Raw genomic sequence first — 16,877 nt, forward strand, 5'->3', positions numbered from 1 at the left:
GCTCGTCGATACGTGCGGAGGATCAGGCGGAGGCGATCCGCTTGAGGGCCGCCTCAAGCGGGCTCCGGGCCTCCGCGGGCAGCGCGCCGAGGGGCTCGCGCGGGTCGCCGAACGACTTCCCGAGGATGTCGAGCCCGGCCTTGACACCCGCGTTGTACGGGACGGTGGTGAGGAATCGCATGACCGGGTACGCGAGATTCCAGGCCTTGCGGGCGTCCGCGAGGTTATTGGCCTGAATCGCGTCCCAGACCGCGACCAACTCGGGAGCGATCAAGTTGGCCGCCCCGTTGATGGCGCCCGCACCACCGACCGCGAGCGAGGTGAAGTAGAGGGTGTCCAGTCCGACGAAGGTCTTGAAGGCGTCCCCGTACTCGTGGATCAGGATCCCGGCCTGGTGCATGTCGCAACTGGTGTCCTTCACGTACTTGATCTGCTCGACCTCGCGAGCGAGCGAGGCCATGGTGTCCGGATCGATATTGACGCCGGTCGCCAGCGGGGCGTTGTAGACCATGATCGGAACCGACACCGCCCCGGCGACCTTGCGGTAGAAGCCGAGCACGTCCTCCATCGGCAGCGCCTCGTAGAACGGCGCGACCACCATCAGGGCGTCGGCGCCCTTCTCCTCGGCGTGCCGGCCCAGCGCAATCGCGTCCCTAGCGGTGAGCGCCCCGACGTGGGGCACGACCGGGACACGGCCGGCGGCCTGGTCGATGACGATCTCGGTCACCAGGCGGCGCTCGTCCACCGTCAGGGTCGTGAACTCGCCGGTCGATCCGCACGGGATCAGCGCGTGGACACCGCCCTGGATCTGGCTGTCCACGTGGCTGCGCAGGGCGGCCTCGTCGAGGCTTGCGCCCCCGGCCGTGAACGGCGTCGCCAGGGCGGACATGAGTCCGTGAAGCTCCATGACTCTCCTTGAATGATTTATTGTTTACAATCGCTGCCCGAACGCGCCCCTGGTTCAGGACGTCACCCGACGACCACGTCCGCCTCGATGCGCGCGCCGATCGGGAGCGCGGCGACCGCGATCGCCGTGCGCGCGGGGTAAGGCTTGGTGAAGTACTGGGCGTACACGTCGTTGACCGCGGCGAACTCGGACATGTCGGTCAGGTACAACGTCACCTTCAGGACGTCTGCCTCGCTCTTGCCGGCCCCGGCCAGAACCGCATCGAGATTGGCCAGGACCTGGACGAGCTGGTCGGCAGCCGTCTCCCCCGCCAGGTCCGGCGTGCCCGGGCGGTTGCCCACGATGCCGCTGAGCCACAGCCGCGCCGCCCCGGAGACCGCGGTCGAGTACGGAAGCACGGGCGCGGGAAGTCGCTCGGTGACGAGGGGGGTACGGGCCATGATCTACCTGGCTTTCGTGTCGTGATCGGGTTGTGCGGGCTTGTCGGCAGCCCGGCTCTGCCACTCCGCCGCCGCCGCTCATCACATGAGCCAGGAGCCGTGGATCGAAGTTGCCACCGGTGGCCACCGCGACCTCGGTGCCTCCGGGCCACCGATGCGCGAGAAGCGCGGCCAATGAGGCAGCCGCCGAGGGCTCGACGGCCACCCGCAAGGCGCGATACGCCAACGCCATCGCCTCCAGGATTGCGTCGTCGTCGACCAGCACGATGTCGTCGACGTGGTCGCGGACGATCGGGTACGGCAGCTCACCGGGCCATGGGCTGACCAGCCCGTCGGCGATCGAGTGCCCGGCCCGCTCCAGGCCGACCGGCCGGCCGGCGTCGACGGATCGTCGCATCGCCGCGCTGCCGGCGGGCTCGACCCCGACGACGCGGACGCGGGGAGCCAGCGTCTTGACCACGAGCGCCATCGAGGCCGGCAGCCCCCCGCCTCCGGTCGGAACGACGACGTCCCCGCCTCCGGCGCGTCCTCGAGGATCTCGATCGGGAGTGAACCGTGGCCGGCTATGACATCCGCGTGGTCGAACGGGTGCGGCTTGGCCAGTCCGTGCTTGTCGGCCGGCTCATCGCAAGTCCCGAAGACCTGCTCCGGGGTGGTGCCCGCCCGCACGACGGTCGCGCCGAGTGCCGCGGCGGGCCGGCCCATCGCCTCGTCCAGGCGGGGGTCGTCGATCAGCGGCGTACGACGCTCCCGGCCGTCCTGCTCACGACGCGCGACCAGGACGTCCTGGAGATCCGGTCGGCGGCTTGGCGATGACACGTGCACGCGGTCTTCCCAACATTCGATCTTGCGGGACCTGTTGGACATTGTTCGATTGATGATTGTTAACAATGCATGGCAGATTTGCCTGGTATGCAACCGGGATTTCTCAGGCGGGTGCGGGACGCCCGACCGGGCCGCGCTCGAGCACCGGGTCCAGGAGACCGCCGGCCAGTTCCTCGGTCCCCGCGTCGAATGGAAAGCCCACCGCACGCTGCCCGGGATAGCCGATGCGCTCGCGGGTCGCCGGATTGATCAGCCAGGCGCCGACGATCACCGCCGACAGGGCCTGGAAGTCATCTCGACGTTCCTCGTCCATGGCGCGCAGCTGATCCCACAGGACCCCGGGATCGGAGGTGTCGATCTCCGCCAGGGCCGCCGTGACGGTCTCGAACGCGTCTCGGCGCGCCGCGAGCGCCCGGGCCAGGTAGCCGTCGTACTCGGGATCCTCTGTCGCGGCCGGATGGACCCCGGCGCGTGGCACGAGCACGTCCGCGATCGCACGGGCCGCGGCGAGTTCGGCATCGGTGAGCGCGCGAGGCGTGATTCTCGCCGGCGCGGACAGGCGGAGAACGTTGCCACCCGGGGACGTCATGCGGGCACCTCCTTTTTCTTGGCGTACGCCGCGACGCCCTCGGCGACGCGCAGGGCCAGTGCGTGGATGGTTCCCGTCGGATTCACCGATCCCGTGGTCACGAAGATGCTCCCGTCTGCGATGAACAGGTTGTCGACGTCGTGCGCCTGGCCGAAGGAGTTGACCACGGACGTCGCCGGGTCATGGCCCATCCGAGCGGTACCGAGCAGGTGGCCGGGCTGGTCGGGGAGCAGAGGGAAGGAGATGACCTCGGTGGCACCTGAGGCTTCGTGCAGCTCGCGCATGCGGTCCACCGTGAACGCGAGGATCCGCCGCGTGTTCTCGCTGACGCGGTAGCTCACCTTCGGCGCCGGAATGCCGTCGCCGTCGACCAGGTGATCGGAGAGCGTCACCTGGTTGCGCTCGTCGGGAAGATCCTCGGTGTTCGCAGCCCAGAAGATGCCCCGTCCGTGGGTCGCCGCCGCCTCGTGGATCGGCTCGCCCCAGAGGTCGTCGAACGACCGCCCCCACCGGCGGACCTCGATGGCCGTGAGCGGGCCGGGTGCGGCGATCGCGTGCAGTTTGGCGCCGCGGACGAAGTCGTGCTCCGGCCGGGTGTCGTAGAACTCGAGCGAGTGGATGGCCTGGCCGGTCGGACCGAGCCAGCTCTCAAGATCCTCCTCGTAGCTGCCGTACACCGCGGAGTTCGGGTGCAGCTGCAGGTTCTTGCCCACCAGGCCCGAGGAGTTGGCCAGGCCGTCCGGATGGGCCGGCGAGTCGGACAGCAGCAGCAGCCGGGGCGTCCCGATGCCGTTGCCGCACATCACCACGGCTTTGCCCGGTTGGAAGTGCTCCCTCCCGGCACGGTCGATCCAGGTGACTCCGGTGGCGCGCCCACCCGGTCCGGTCTCGATCCGGCGGGCGCGCGCACCCGTGATGAGCGCCGCGCCGGACCGTAGCGCGTGCGGCCACCATGCCACGTCCGCGGAGGCCTTGGCCGACTGTGGGCAGCCCCACTCGCAGACTCCGTAGCGCGCGCACTTGCTGAGGTTCCTGAAGTCGGCGCTCGGGATCGCGTTGATGCCCGGCCACCAATGCCAGCCCAGCTTGTTCGCGCCTTGGGCGGCGCGGAGCCCGACCTTCCCGAACGGCAGCGGAGGCAGTGGGTAATCATCCTCGTGATCAGGGTAGGCGGGGTCGCCGCTCACACCGGAGACCCCGGTCAACGCCTCCGCCTTCGCGTAGTAGGGCGCCAGGTCCGAGTAGGTGATCGGCCAGTCGTCCGCGACGCCGTCGAGTGTGCGCACGTGGAAATCGCACGGCAGCAGCCGGTGCCAGTGCGCGCCGTAGTAGATCGACGATCCGCCCACGGCGTTGAACATGACCGGCGCGAGGTCGGAGTCCGATACGTCCACTGGGTAGTCGGCGGGCAGCCGGCGGTGGTTCGGGTCATGCGCCCACTGCTGCTGCACCAGCAGCTCCCATTCCGGATGGTTGCCGGCGAAATCGGTGGGATTCATCCAGTCGCCCTGTTCGAGGCACACGACCTTCAAGCCCAGCGGAGCGAGCGTTCCGCTGATGACGGCACCGGACGGGCCCGCTCCGACGACCACGACGTCGGCCTGGTCCAAAGGGAGGGGTGGCGTCATCCAATCAGCCCTTCCTGGCTTTTGTAAACAATTTGCAGTCTAGATTTCGTGTGGACCGACCACAAGCAGGTGTGCCGCCGTGCCATCGGTCCCGACCTGGCCCTTGCTTCCGATCAATGCAAGTTGACGGTGATCTGCTTCGTGCGGCTGAACTCGTCGAGGCCCGCCAGGCCGCCTTCCTTTCCATAGCCCGAGCCCCGAAAGCCGCCGACGGGCATCTCGGGCCCGTGCGCCATGTGCGTGTTGATCCAGACGCTCCCGAACTCGATCGCATTGGCGACGCGCATGGCCCGGCCGACATCACGTGTCCAGACAGATCCGGCAAGGCCCTGCTCGACGTCGTTGGCCAACGCGATCGCCTGCGCCTCGTCGGCAAAGCTCTGCACGGTCGCGACCGGCCCGAAGATCTCGGTCTGCACGATCTCGTCCGACTGCTCGAGACCGGTGACCAAGGTGGGCGGGTAGAAGTATCCCGCTCCGTCGGCCGGCCGCCCTCCCAAGACGACCTTCGCCCGTCCGGGAACCCCGTCGACGAGAGCCTGGACACGGTCGCGCTGTGCCGCCGAGATGAGCGGCCCCAGATTCGTGGCCGGATCGAGCGGGTCGCCCATCACCGTGAGGCTCTCCATGGCTCCGGCCACAGCCTCGACGAACCGGTCGTGGAGGCCCTCCTGGACGATCACGCGCGTGGCGGCCATGCATTCCTGGCCGGCGTTGAAGAGCGCCGTGCCGGCGACGTGATACGCCGTCCTCTCCAGATCGACATCGTCGAAGACGATCACCGGGGCATTGCCGCCGAGCTCCAGCACCAAACGCTTGGGGCCCGCTGCCGCCACCGCGGCGATCACGCGACCGGCCCGGGTCGATCCGGTGAACGACACGACGCCCACCTCGGGGTGGGCCACCAGCGCCTGTCCCGTGGTGTCGCCACGCCCGTGGACGAGATTGAGCACGCCGGGCGGCAGGATTTCGCCCGCGAGCTCGACGAAGCGGAGTGTGGACAGCGGAGTGTCCTCGGCCGGTTTGACGACCACCGTGTTTCCGACCGCGAGCGCCGGAGCGATCTTCCAGATCGCCTGCCAGAGTGGATAGTTCCACGGGGTGATCGCCGCCGCGACGCCGATGGGCTCGCGCCGGAGGAATGACGTGTGTCCCTCGTGGTACTCGCCGGCCGGCTGCGCACTGCCGATTCCCGGTAGGCCGGCGAAAAGCCGCAGCGCGTCCAGCAGACCCGGCAGCTCGATCCCACGGCTGGCCGACCAGGGTTTACCGGCGTCGACGACCTCCAGCTTGGCCAGCTCGTCGAGGTGCGCCTCCATCGCGTCCGCGATCCGGCGGAGCAGGTTCGCACGATCACGCGGGGTGCGGGCCGCCCAGGAGGGGAAGGCCGCGGATGCCGCGCGAACGGCCTTGTCGACGTCGACAGCCGTCGACTCGCGGAACCAGGCGAGCGTCGCCCCGTCGGCGGGGTTGAGCACCTCGACCGTGCCCTGCCCCGACGCCTCGACCGTGGAGCCGCCGACGTAGTTGCGGATCTCTCCGCCGGTGCTCGGTGCGGGCTGCCCATTCATCCACAACCTCCAGATTGTTAACAATCAGCACCTTACGACACGCTTTCTTCAATGACAAGACCGGGTGCCGAGCGATCAGGGTTGGCCGGCCGAATCGCCACTCCACCTGCCTGTCTAAGCCACCCACGCTGCATGCTTCGAGACAGGTCCCCCACGGTAACCAATCGTCGATTGTTTACAATGCACTAGAGTTCGTCCTGCGGCCGACACCGTCGCCCACACCTGACCGGCGCATCGGGCAACCTCCGCGACGACAACCCGCTGGGCAGAGGACGGAGTAGCTCATGACCATCACCACGGACCTCGGCGGCATCTCCGGGAGCTCGATCGACGACATCGTGACCAGAGCAGGTTCCACGGTTTCAGCAGCGATAAAGGCTTACCTGTAGGGCTATCCGCTGGTGCTTGGGCCTACGTCAGCAGCCGGACCACCGGGCACGAACCCGGCCGGTTCACGATCACCTGCCCGTCCAGACGCCTGGACGGCGATGAGTCCACACTCGATTCCCCGACCGATACCGTGTGGCTGATCGGGCGCACCCTCGTCGACGGCCCGGACGATCTCGCCGCGGTCTCCGAACCGGTCTCGCGGTACCGATCGACACCGTCCGCCGACGAACGCGCACGGTCGGCCGTCATCGAGGGGCCGGTCGAGTCACCGCACACGATAGGTGCCGCCGGGATCGGCTTCTTCGACGAGTTGTGCCGGGCGCTCGAAACGGTTCGTGCCGTAATCACCCAGGTCAAGGCTATAGCGCCAGCCGCGGCAGCGGTCCCGTTGGACCGCCAGGAGGTCGTCTCCGAGTTGCGGGGCGGCAGCCATGGCCGACCGGATGACGGGGTCGGTCACCTCAGCGGACGGGCGCCGGCCTTCGCTGATGCCCACCTCGGCGAAGCCGTCCAGAAGCAACTTCTCGCTTGCGGAAGGCGGGTCATCACGGCCAGGGCGACGATACGCACTCGCCGAGAGCGCAGCCTCCGTCCCAGGCGGCTGGGGGATAGCGTGGCGGCTGACTCGGTCGGCTGTTCCACACGCGGCGGATCCAGCGGAGAGGTCGGCGGCAGGGGTGGCGGCGGGTCCGGCTGAGCGGGCGGCGGCCCGGCCGATGTCACGCGGGGCGGAGTGATGGCCGACGACCTGCCCAGGGGCTCGGGGTTATGGCGGTCACGTTCGGGTCGGTGGCGGCTGCACCTCCACGACCAGCCCCCCGCGTGATTGTCCTGGCCGCAGTGCCGTAGATGCTGTGTGTGCCCCGCCCGGGGTTCACACCTGCGCAGGAGCTTCTGGTCGAATCTGCCGTCCGGGCCGGCCTGTTTGACCAGTCGCCCCCAACGTTCGCAGCGCTCGAAGCGCTCGAAGCGCTCGAAGCGCTCGAAGCGCTCGAAGCGCTCGAAGCGCTCGGCGATCACCTTGCCCGAAGGAAGATCCCCCGCCAACGTACGGTTGCTCACCGCCCACTGCCAGGCCTGACGTTGCAGTATGCCCACCGATCTGCCGCGTCCCGGATCAGCCTGCCCCGCTCCTCGCACGGCGGCGGCCTCGTCCCCTGCGTCTCCTATGAAGACCTCAGTGCCGTGCATCTGGGCGCCGTATGAGCCGTCTGACAAGGCGTCCCCGGTCATAGGGGCTGCATATGACCCAGGGTCATCCCTGGCCAGGCCCTTATGAGGAGCCGTAAGCACCTCGTCTGAGCCATCCGTCTTGACTGCCGTTCGGGGTGCTGACTCGTGAGGCGCGGCCGGAGTATTCCGTCGCGCACCGTTTCTGACCTGGCGCATCAGCAGCTCATATGACCCGATCAGCGCGCAGCTTGGCCACGCCGCGATCAACCGGCCCACCATCGACGGCTCGGCCACCGCCACATTGGCCGCCAGACTCGCCGCACTCCCCACCAACAGCAACGTCCACGGCAGCAGACCGCCCCGCCAGCCAGCGCGCGAATCGGCCAGCAACGTCATGGAAGACGCCACGATCATCCCGTCCACCGACACCGGCAACAGCGCCGCCGTCCACGACGCCTCCCCGTACCGCACGACCAACTCGAACATATGCGTGTACGACAGCACCGCCGCGATACCCGCCAGCACCACCACACTGACGGTGGTGCAGCACCGGATCAGCCGATCACCACCCCGTCCCCCGATGGCAGAAGCCCCGAGATCCACAGAAACCATGATCCGCTTCCGACCGGGCTGGGCGATATCTGGGCGACGGCACCTTTCCTCAACGTCGCCGGACATCGCTCAACTGCGCCCTATCGAGGCCCCTGACCTGCGCATTCGCGCAGCGCTGCAGGTCACGCATGAGCGCGGACTACCTTGACACGGTAGAGGCCACTGGTTCAATCCCAGTATCGCCCACCACCCAAGCCCAGGTCAGGCCGCAAGCGCCGACCTGGGCTTTCTCGTCCCTGTGCCTCATCCGCTCGTGTTCGATGACCTCGGGCACATCCGGTTCGTCCAGCGCGGTCTGGTACGGGCATCGGCTTACAACGTTTTAACCGTCGGTCTCCGTCCTGGTCAGCGTCCGACCGAGTCAGCGGTCCGTAGGGCGACGCGTGCCCGGCGATCGGCCTGGCTCTGCGGGCGTGGTCCTGCCGACGGCATGTCCTGACCGCTGGCCTGTAAAGCCCTTGAGCAGCGATGATGCGCGTCTTTCAGGTGCGCTTGCCGACTGAGGGCCCCTCTCGCGGACGCATGGCCGCATCTGGACAGCTTCTTGTGAGCTCTGTTGCAGCAGTGTAACGATGTTATGCCAGAGATTAAAACGTTTTAAAATGACGCCGTCGGGGCCGATGCAGAGGGAGCGCAATGATCCATCGCGTGACGACAGTGGTGCTGGCCTTGTCGGCCCTGGGGGCGGCACCCGCCCAGGCCGCCGGCGCCACCCGGGCGGCCGGCGACGTTCAGGTCGGCGGTCTGACGGTCGAGCATCAGGTCGACCCGCTCGGGGTCGACGACGCGAAGCCGCGGCTCGGCTGGACTCTGAGCGCACACGCGCGCGGCGCAGGGCAGTCGGCGTACGAGGTGGAGGTGTCGACCACGCGCGACGGACCGGCGGACGTGTGGGACAGCGGCAAGGTGCGCTCGTCACGCTCCTTTGACATCGAGTACGCGGGACCCGCCCTGCGTTCGCGCACGCGCTACTTCTGGCGGGTGCGGGTCTGGGACGCCGCTCACCGGGCTTCGCGGTGGAGCCGGCCGGCGCGGTTCGAGACGGCGTTCCTCACTCCGGGCGAGTTCCGGGGGACATGGATCGGTTCGCCGTCGAAACCGGCCGACATACCGCTCACGGGTGCCGACTGGATCTGGTATCCCGAGGGCGAGCCGGCCGACTCGGCGCCGGTCGCGACCCGCTACTTCCGGCGTGCGTTCGACCTTCCCGCCGGCGACCGGGTCACTTCGGCCCAGTTCAAGCTGAGCGCCGATGACAGGTTCACCCTGTACGTGAACGGCAAGGAGACAGCCCGCTCGCCGGACGTGGCCGACTCCTGGAACACGGCGACCGTCGTCGACATCTCGGACGACCTGCGCTCCGGCCGCAACGTGATCGCGATCGAGGCGGCCAACGCCGCCGCCGGCCCGGCCGGGCTGATCGGCAGGCTGCACGTTCAGGGCTCGACCGGTGACCCGCTCGACCTCGTCACCGACGACGCCTGGAAATCGGCCGACACGGCGGCGACCGGCTGGCAGCAACCGGACTTCGACGACTCGGCCTGGCCCGCGGCCATGGAGGCCGCACACTACGGCGACGCCCCCTGGTACAGCTCGGTCAGCGCGCCGAGCCCGCCTGAGCCGCTGCTGCGCAGGGAGTTCACCGCCCGCAAGCGGATCGCGTCCGCCCGCGCGTACATCGCGGGGCTCGGCTACTACAAGCTCTACCTCAACGGGAAGCGGGTCGGTGATCACGAACTCGACCCGGCGTTCACGGTCTACGACAAGACCGTCCTGTACTCGACGTACGACGTGACCAAAGCGCTGCGAGCCGGCGGCAACGCGCTCGGGGTGAGCCTGGGACGCGGGTACTACGCCATGACCAAACCCGGCGAGTGGAATGACTCGCCCTGGCACAGCGACCCGAAGCTGAAGCTCGAACTCGACATCACCTACGAAGACGGCAGCACCCAGCAGGTGACCAGCGACGGCGGCTGGAAGGCGGCCGACGGCCCGACGCGCACCGAGTCCGTCCTGTACGGCGAGACGTACGACGCGCGGCTGGAGCAGCCCGGCTGGAACCGGCCCGGGTTCGACGACGCCGCCTGGAAGCCCGCGCTCGCCGTCACCGCGCCCAAGGGGACCCTCCGCGCGGCGGCGTTCCCGCCGATCAAGGTGACCGGCAGGCTGCCGGTGAAGCGCGTCACCGCACCCCGCGACGGCGTACGGGTCCACGACTTCGGCACCCCCACGGCCGGGTGGGCGCGCGTCGCGATGCGGGGGCCGGCCGGCGCCGTGGTGTCGATCACCTACGGGGAGAAACTGCGCTCGGACGGCACGGTCGACAACGCCGGGTTGCAGTCGTACTCGTACACGCTCAAGGGCGGCGGCCTGGAAAGCTACCGGCCCAGCTACAGCTACAACGGCTTCCGCTACGTCCAGGTCGATGCGCCGGCCGGGGTCACCGTGGCGTCGGTCCAGGGCGAGCGCGTACACACGGCGGTGACCGCCACCGGCGGCTTCACCAGCTCCAGTCGGTTGCTCAACCGCTATCACGACGCCCAGGCGAACACGACTCTGAACAATCTGCACTCGATCCCGACCGACACTCCGATGTACGAGAAGCGTCCCTACGCCGCGGACGCGCACCTCACCGCCGACTCCGCGATCGCCAGCTTCGACATGGTGAACTTCTACGAGAACTGGATGCGCACCCACCGCGACGACCAGAATCCGGACGGGACGATCGGCCACACCGTGCCCGCCACCGTGGGGGCCAAGGGTGTGACGGATCCGGTCTGGTCGGCGAGCTTCGTGCTGATCAACTGGGATCTGTACTGGTACTACGGTGACATCCGTCCTCTCGCCGACAACTACGGCGCGATGAAGAAGTGGCTCGACCACTACGAGCAGACGATCGCGAAGACGGGCCACATCTACACGGGCTTCAGCTACGGCGACTGGCTCGCGCCCGGCGCCGCGTTCCCGCCGGAGGGCACCCGGCTCGTCGGAACCGCCTACATCTACAAGACGGCGACGACCATGGCCCAGATCGCGCGCGCCCTCGGCCACGGCGGCGACGCCGCGCACTTCGACGCCCTGGCGGCCAAGACGGCGAGCGCCTTCAACGCGACGTTCTTCGACACGTCGGCCAAGGCCTACCACGACGACAGATCAGCGGGCTATCGCCAGACCTCGAACCTCCTGCCGCTGAGCTTCGGCTTGGTCTCCAAGGCCGACCGGCCGGCCGTGCTCGCCAACCTCGTCAACGACATCAGGACCCGCGGAGACCACCTCAACACCGGCGCGCTGGGTACGAAGATCATCCTTCCGGTGCTGACCGACTCCGGCAACGGAGACCTCGCCTACAAGGTCGCCACCAACCCCACGTACCCCGGCTGGGGCTACTGGTTCCAGGCCCTCGGCGCCACGACGATGTGGGAGGAGTGGCAGAACACCTCGCGCTCGCACGACCACGCCTTCATGGGCACGGTCGACGACTGGCTCTACCAGCGCGTCGCGGGGATCGAGCCGGCGGCGCCCGGCTACACGAAGATCAAGATCCAGCCCCATCCGATCGGCGGTCTGAAGAACGCCTCGGGCCACGTCCAGTCCCCGCTCGGCCGGGTGAGTTCGGCCTGGACCCTCGATCACGGTCGCTTCACGCTTCGCGTCGGCGTGCCCGTGGGCGCGACGGCCGAGATCCTCGTCCCCGCGCGCGACCGCGACGCGGTCAAGGCGGCTCCCGACGCGGCGTTCCGCGGCATGCGCGACGGGTACGCCGTCTTCCAGGTCGGCTCCGGCGACTACTCGTTCCACTCCGCCAAGTGACCGAGCACGGTTGAAACCACGTGGCCGCCGCCGGCCCCCGGTGGGGTCGGCGGCGGCCGGTGGTGACCCTCAGCTGGAGAACGTGAACCAGTTGAGGTTGACGAAGTCGGCCGGCTGGCCGCTGCTGAAGGTGATGTAGACGGTGTGCCTGCCGGTCACGCCCGAGATGTTGGCGGGAACCGTCCGCCAGCTCTGCCAGCCCCCGGTGTTGGCCACGGCGAAGCTGCCGAGCACCTGGCCCGTCGGGCTGCCCAGCCGGACCTGCACCAGGCCGCTGACCCCGGCCGGCGCGCCCGAGGCGACCCGCGCCTTGAACTGCGTCGCCGGCGTGCCGCCGAAGTCGACGTTGTCGTAGCGGAGCCAGTCGCCGTTGCTGAGGAAGCCGACGTTCTGGCCGCCCCCGGAGTCGGTCGTGGTCTCATTCTGCGTGCCCGACTCGGCCTGGCGGCTCTCCGCCTGGATGGTCGACCGGGCGTCGACGTGGTCGCCCGGCGGGGGCGTGCTGCCGCCGCCGCTCTGCCAGACCGCGACGTAGTCGACGAGCATGGGGCGTCCCGAGACGGTGTCGCCCGTCGGGGTGGCGTGCCCGGCGACGCCGTCCGGGAACCCGCCGCCCATGGCCACGTTGAGCAGCAGGAAGTAGCCGGCGTGCCCGGTCATGTTCGCCCACGTCGTGGCGTCGAGCTGGCTCTGGCTGATGCTGTGGAACTGCTGGCCGTCCACGTACCAGCGCAGCTGGTTGGGGCTGACGCTGCGGTCCCATTCGAAGCGGTAGGTGTGCATCGCCGACTGGCAGGACGACCCCGGGCAGGCGCGGTTGGCGCCGATCCCGTTGGTCTCGTTGCACGCCCCGCCCGGGTTGGTGCCGCAGTGCAGGACGCCCCAGACCGAGTTGAGCCCGTTGACGTTCTCCATGATGTCGAACTCGCCGATCGCCGGCCAGTTCTGGTAGTTCCCCCGGTACGGGGACCCCAGGGCCCAGAACGCCGGCCAGTAGCCGAGGGCCTGGTTGCCGGTGACGTTGGGCATCTGGATGCGTCCCTCGATGCGCAGGACGCGGCCGTCGGCGGGCTTGAAGTTGGTGCGCTGGGTCTCGATCCGGGCCGACGTCCACTCCCCCGAGGAGGACTTGACCGGGGTGATCCGCAGGTTGCCGCCGCCGTCCAGGCCGAGGTTGGCGGGGTCGGCGGTGTACCGCTGGATCTCGCCGGTGCCCCAGTTGCCGGGGCCGCCCGGGTAGCCGTGGCCGGTATCGATGATCCAGTTCGCGGACGAGGGGGGCGCGCCGGCCGGACCGTCGAAGTCGTCGCTCCAGACCAGGCTCCAGCCGTCCGGCGGAGGTGGGACGGACGCGCCGGCCGACGGTGACAGCGCGGCCGTCGCGACCGCCGCGGGAAGCGCGACGGCGGCCACGGCGAGTGCGCATCTGCGCCAGAGGCGGGGACGTCTCAGTGGGGTCATAGCGGGGGGACCTCCAGAGATGGGGTGGAGCAAGCGCGGGGGTGCCTGCCCTCTGGTGGGGCCAATGTCGTCCGTCCGCGCGAACCCGTCAAGAGTGAGAGAGCGCTCTCTTCAAGATTCTAAGGCGAGCACCATGTCTGAGCAGGTGCTATGTCCATTGCGAATTTCCCCTGGTCCATGCGAGATGGCCGCTCTCTTGACAGTCGTGCCTGGTGAAGCCATTCTCTGCGAGAGCGCTCTCTCGACCGACCCCGGTCGACCCCCAAACCACCCCCGAGGACAGCCATGCGCAGATCCCACCGCCGCCTCGCGTCCGGCCTCGTCTCCGTCGCCGTCCTGGCGCTCGGCCTCTCCGCCTGCGGAGACGCGGACTCCGGAACCGGCTCGGACGGCTCGGTCACGCTGACCGTCGACACCTTCAGCACCTTCGGCTACGAGGAGCTGTTCAAGCAGTACGAGGCCGCCCACCCCGGCGTCACGATCAAGCACCGCAACGTGGTGCAGCTCGACGAGTACCTGCCCCGCCTGGAGCAGTGGATCGCCGCGGGCAGCGGCGCCGGCGACGTCGTCGCCATCGAGGAGGGGATCCTCACCAAGTTCATGGCGAACCCCGACAAGTTCGTGAACCTGCTCGACCACGGGGCGGGCTCGCTCAAGGGCGGCTTCCTCGACTGGAAGTGGAAGCAGGCGCTCAGCTCCGACGGCAAGTACCTGGTCGGCCTCGGCACCGACATCGGCGGCCTGGCCATGTGCTACCGCACCGACCTGTTCAAGAAGGCGGGCCTGCCGACCGGCCGCGAGGAGGTCGGCAAGCTCTGGCCGACCTGGGACGCCTACATCGCCACCGGCCAGAAGTACGCCGCCAAGGCGAAGGACTCCAAGTTCGTCGACGGCTCGGTGAACCTCTACAACACGATCCTCGCCCAGACCGCGAGCCAGAGCGTCGGCCACACGTTCTTCGACCCCTCCGGCAAGCTCGTGGCCGGGAGCAACCCCGCGGTCCGGAGCGCGTGGGACACGACCCTGAAGATCCAGCAGGCCGGGCTGTCGGCCGGGCTGAAGTCGTTCGAGCCGAGCTGGGGCTCCGGCTTCAAGCAGGCCAAGTTCGCGACCATCGCGTGCCCGTCCTGGATGCTCGGCGTCATCAAGGAGAACGCCGGCGCGGAGGCGTCCGGCAAGTGGGACGTCGCGGCGATCCCGGGCGGCTCGGGCAGCCGCGGCGGCTCCTTCCTCGCCGTGCCCAAGCAGAGCAAGCACGTCAAGGAGGCGGCCGAGCTGGCCAAGTACCTCACCAGCGTGAAGAGCCAGATCGCCGCGTTCAAGGCGCGCAACAACCTGCCCTCGTCCCCGCAGGCGCTGGACGACCCCGCGGTGACGTCCTTCAAGAACGAGTACTTCAACGACGCCCCGGTCGGGCGGATCTACGCCCGCGGCGCGAAGTCGATCAAGCCGCTCTACCTGGGCGCCGACTCCAACCCGGTGCAGCAGCGCTTCGAGGACGCGCTGCTCGCGCTGGAGCAGGGCCGGCTCTCCCCCGACGCGGCGTGGAAGAAGGCCCTCGACGACGCCGAACGCGAGGCTCGATGACGGTCTCCATCGGTTCCCGCGCGGAGTCCCGGGCGGCGCCGCCGCCCGGGGCCCCGCCCCGGCGCCGCGGGGTGCGCACCGTGCTCGCCAGGTGGGACGTGAAGTTCTCGCCCTACCTGTTCATCTCCCCGTACTTCCTGCTCTTCTTCCTCTTCGGGCTCTTCCCGATGGGCTACACGGTCTGGGTGGCCCTGCACGACTGGGAACTGCTCGGCACCCACGAGTTCGTGGGCCTGGAGAACTTCCGGCTCGTCCTGACCGACCCGCAGTTCTGGAACGCGGTCCGCAACACCCTCGGCATGTTCGTCATCGCCACCGTCCCGCAGCTGCTGCTCGCGCTGGTGCTGGCGAACGCGCTCAACCAGCGGATGCGGGCGCGGACGCTGGTGCGGATGGGCGTGCTCGTCCCGATGGTCACCTCGATCGCCGCGGTGGCCATCGTCTTCGGCCAGCTGTTCAGCCGGGACTTCGGCATGGTCAACTGGGTGCTCGGCTGGTTCGGGGCCGACCATCTCGACTGGGCCGCGCGGCGCTCGACGGCCTGGATCGCGGTCTCGGTGATGGTCGACTGGCGGTGGACGGGCTACAACGCGCTGATCTACCTGGCCGCGATGCAGTCGATCCCGCGCGACCTGTACGAGGCCGCGGCGATCGACGGGGCGTCCCGCGCCCGCCAGTTCTGGTCGATCACGCTGCCGATGCTGCGGCCGACCATCATCTTCACCGCGATCGTCTCCACGATCGGCGGGTTCCAGCTGTTCACCGAGCCGCTGCTGTTCGGCAACGGCGACATGGCCGGGGGATCGCTGCGGCAGTTCCAGACGGTCACCATGTACATGTTCGAGAACGCGTTCCGGCGGTTCGACTACGGCTACGCGTCCGCCGTCTCCTGGATGCTCTTCATGCTCATCCTCCTGGGATCCCTCCTCAACTTCGTGTGGCTGCGCCGTGTCGGAGGAACGAAATGATGATCCAGAGGACGCCCGGCAGGCCCCGGGCGAGGCGCGGCGGCGCCGTCGCGGCGCTCTGGGACGCCGGCCCGCTCACCCGGATCACGCTGCTGGCGACGATCGTGCTGTCGGTGTTCCCCATCTACTGGATGCTCGTCGTCGCGACCCGCACCAACGACGTCGTCGGGTCGACGCCGCCGCCGCTCCTCCCGGGCGGCGAGCTGGGCCGCAACCTGTCCCGGCTGTTCGGCAACGAGCAGGCGCACTTCACCCTCGGGCTGGTCAACTCCGCCATCGCGGCCACGGCGGTGACCGTCTCCACGCTCCTGTTCGCCTCGCTCGCCGGCTTCGCCTTCGCCAAGCTGCGCTTCCGCGGCCGCGGCGCGCTGCTGCTGGTCATGCTGGCGACCATGATGGTGCCGGTGCAGATGGGCATCATCCCGCTGTACATGCTGATGGCCGAGATCGGCTGGACGGGGAAGCTCCAGGCCGTCATCGTGCCGTTCCTGGTCACCGGGTTCGGCGTGTTCATGATGCGGCAGTACACGATGCAGGCCGTCCCGGACGAGCTCATCGAGAGCGCCCGCATCGACGGCTGCTCGACCTTCCGCATCTACTGGAGCGTCGTGCTGCCGGTCCTGCGCCCCGCCATGGCCGTCCTCGGCCTGTTCACCTTCATGCAGACCTGGAACGAGTTCATCTGGCCGCTGGCGGTGCTCAACCCCGACAACCCCACCGTCCAGTACTCGCTCAACCTGCTGAACGGCGCCTACTACACCGACTACTCGCTGATGTTCACCGGCACCGCGGTGGCGACGCTGCCGCTGCTCGCCGTCTTCGTGCTGTTCGGGCGGCAGATCATCAGCGGGATCATGGACGGCGCCCTCAAGGCATGACGATCCACCCCTCACCAGCGGAGAGAACAGCCAGGACG

The 16,877-nt window shown here is 68.8% G+C and carries 13 protein-coding genes and 3 pseudogenes; 7 read left to right on the forward strand and 9 right to left on the reverse strand.

Translation table 11 applies throughout. The features are described 5' to 3' along the window. Nucleotides 1-22: 22 nt before the first annotated feature. The 3 genes and pseudogenes from BM339_RS20985 to BM339_RS52665 all read right to left on the reverse strand — a co-directional run. Nucleotides 23-907: a dihydrodipicolinate synthase family protein gene (locus BM339_RS20985; protein WP_075021946.1), complete on the reverse strand. Its 885-nt coding sequence runs from the start codon at nucleotides 905-907 to the stop codon at nucleotides 23-25. Nucleotides 908-969: 62 nt separating this feature from the next. Next, complete coding sequence (locus BM339_RS20990) at nucleotides 970-1,347, reverse strand: Rid family detoxifying hydrolase (protein ID WP_075021947.1); 378 nt, start codon at nucleotides 1,345-1,347, stop codon at nucleotides 970-972. 127 nt (nucleotides 1,348-1,474) lie between these two features. After that, a pseudogene (locus BM339_RS52665) lies at nucleotides 1,475-1,843 on the reverse strand (pyridoxal-phosphate dependent enzyme); the annotation flags it as partial. Nucleotides 1,844-1,902: 59 nt separating this feature from the next. Between BM339_RS52665 and BM339_RS21000 the strand changes: the two are divergent. After that, nucleotides 1,903-2,163: a hypothetical protein gene (locus tag BM339_RS21000; protein WP_075021948.1), complete on the forward strand. Its 261-nt coding sequence runs from the start codon at nucleotides 1,903-1,905 to the stop codon at nucleotides 2,161-2,163. A gap of 112 nt (nucleotides 2,164-2,275) precedes the next feature. Here BM339_RS21000 and BM339_RS21005 read toward each other — a convergent pair whose 3' ends face one another. The 3 genes from BM339_RS21005 to BM339_RS21015 form a co-directional block, all read right to left on the reverse strand. Then, nucleotides 2,276-2,761, reverse strand: a complete 486-nt coding sequence (locus BM339_RS21005; RefSeq protein ID WP_075021949.1) for a hypothetical protein — start codon at nucleotides 2,759-2,761, stop codon at nucleotides 2,276-2,278. Then, the gene (locus BM339_RS21010) at nucleotides 2,758-4,389 is read right to left on the reverse strand and encodes a GMC family oxidoreductase (protein WP_075021950.1); all 1,632 of its coding nucleotides are present in this window, start codon (nucleotides 4,387-4,389) and stop codon (nucleotides 2,758-2,760) included. The genes BM339_RS21005 and BM339_RS21010 overlap by 4 nt, the downstream gene beginning before the upstream one ends. Before the next feature lie 113 nt (nucleotides 4,390-4,502). Then, nucleotides 4,503-5,960 (reverse strand): aldehyde dehydrogenase family protein, encoded by a 1,458-nt coding sequence (locus tag BM339_RS21015; protein WP_075021951.1) that lies wholly within the window; start codon nucleotides 5,958-5,960, stop codon nucleotides 4,503-4,505. A 421-nt stretch (nucleotides 5,961-6,381) separates the two neighbouring features. On the opposite strand from BM339_RS21015, the pseudogene BM339_RS52670 reads away from it, so the two are divergent. Next, a pseudogene (locus BM339_RS52670) lies at nucleotides 6,382-6,555 on the forward strand (DUF1254 domain-containing protein); the annotation flags it as partial. A gap of 60 nt (nucleotides 6,556-6,615) precedes the next feature. On the opposite strand, the gene BM339_RS49965 reads toward BM339_RS52670, so the two are convergent. After that, nucleotides 6,616-6,870 carry a hypothetical protein gene (locus BM339_RS49965; RefSeq protein ID WP_177287735.1) on the reverse strand — a complete coding sequence of 85 codons (255 nt, stop codon included), beginning with the start codon at nucleotides 6,868-6,870 and terminating at the stop codon, nucleotides 6,616-6,618. A gap of 329 nt (nucleotides 6,871-7,199) precedes the next feature. On the opposite strand from BM339_RS49965, the gene BM339_RS51540 reads away from it, so the two are divergent. Further along, nucleotides 7,200-7,556, forward strand: a complete 357-nt coding sequence (locus BM339_RS51540; RefSeq protein ID WP_256255416.1) for a hypothetical protein — start codon at nucleotides 7,200-7,202, stop codon at nucleotides 7,554-7,556. Nucleotides 7,557-7,715: 159 nt separating this feature from the next. Here BM339_RS51540 and BM339_RS51545 read toward each other — a convergent pair. Then, nucleotides 7,716-8,201 (reverse strand): annotated as a pseudogene (locus BM339_RS51545) (DUF2637 domain-containing protein); the annotation flags it as partial. Nucleotides 8,202-8,783: 582 nt separating this feature from the next. Between BM339_RS51545 and BM339_RS21030 the strand changes: the two are divergent. After that, entirely contained in the window at nucleotides 8,784-11,945 is a 3,162-nt protein-coding gene (locus BM339_RS21030; RefSeq protein WP_218163714.1) for a family 78 glycoside hydrolase catalytic domain, read from the forward strand. Between the two features lie 69 nt (nucleotides 11,946-12,014). On the opposite strand, the gene BM339_RS21035 is transcribed toward BM339_RS21030, so the two are convergent. Continuing rightward, entirely contained in the window at nucleotides 12,015-13,406 is a 1,392-nt protein-coding gene (locus tag BM339_RS21035; protein WP_075021955.1) for a glycoside hydrolase family 16 protein, read from the reverse strand. Nucleotides 13,407-13,691: 285 nt separating this feature from the next. On the opposite strand from BM339_RS21035, the gene BM339_RS21040 reads away from it, so the two are divergent. Genes BM339_RS21040 through BM339_RS21050 form a run of 3 tightly spaced genes read left to right on the forward strand, consistent with a single transcriptional unit; the run spans nucleotide 13,692 to nucleotide 16,839 of the window. Continuing rightward, nucleotides 13,692-14,993, forward strand: a complete 1,302-nt coding sequence (locus tag BM339_RS21040; protein ID WP_075021956.1) for an ABC transporter substrate-binding protein — start codon at nucleotides 13,692-13,694, stop codon at nucleotides 14,991-14,993. Next, entirely contained in the window at nucleotides 14,990-15,961 is a 972-nt protein-coding gene (locus BM339_RS21045; protein WP_021592841.1) for a carbohydrate ABC transporter permease, read from the forward strand. Before BM339_RS21040 ends, BM339_RS21045 begins: the two co-directional genes overlap by 4 nt. Continuing rightward, nucleotides 15,961-16,839 carry a carbohydrate ABC transporter permease gene (locus BM339_RS21050; RefSeq protein ID WP_111831404.1) on the forward strand — a complete coding sequence of 293 codons (879 nt, stop codon included), beginning with the start codon at nucleotides 15,961-15,963 and terminating at the stop codon, nucleotides 16,837-16,839. Before BM339_RS21045 ends, BM339_RS21050 begins: the two co-directional genes overlap by 1 nt. Nucleotides 16,840-16,877 lie beyond the last annotated feature (38 nt).

Origin of the sequence: Actinomadura madurae, from assembly GCF_900115095.1 — a bacterium.
In the GTDB taxonomy this organism is placed as follows: Bacteria; Actinomycetota; Actinomycetes; order Streptosporangiales; family Streptosporangiaceae; genus Spirillospora; species Spirillospora madurae.